A 311-nucleotide genomic window follows, 5' to 3' on the forward strand; every position below is an offset into this window, starting at 1 on the left:
GTGTCCTCGAACTCACCGATCGCGTTGTCGTCGTTGTCGAACTCGGTGGCCCACACGACGACGTGGCCGGTCTTGCGGTCGACGACGGCACGCGCCTGGTCGTAGGCACCCGGGGTCTTGAGATAGGCGTTGAGCAGTGCCTGTTCGATGGCCTCCACCAGGACCTCGAACTTGATCTCCTTCTCGCGCCCCAACATGCGCAGGATGCTCAGGTCGATGTCCATCAGCGGTTCTCCTCGGTCTCGGTCGTCTCGGTGCCGTCGGCGTCCACGCTGTCGTCGTCGGTCTCGTGTTCCTCGTCGTCGAGGTCG

1 protein-coding gene is annotated in these 311 nt (G+C 64.0%); it reads right to left on the reverse strand.

What is annotated here, in order from left to right; genetic code table 11:
* On the reverse strand, positions 1–224 hold a 224-nt coding region (locus KSO97_RS17545), incomplete at its 3' end, for a NusA N-terminal domain-containing protein (protein ID WP_308188352.1).
* Positions 225–311: the final 87 nt, after the last annotated feature.

Source organism: Nocardioides sp. R-C-SC26, assembly GCF_021246465.1.
In the GTDB taxonomy this organism is placed as follows: domain Bacteria; phylum Actinomycetota; class Actinomycetes; order Propionibacteriales; family Nocardioidaceae; genus Nocardioides.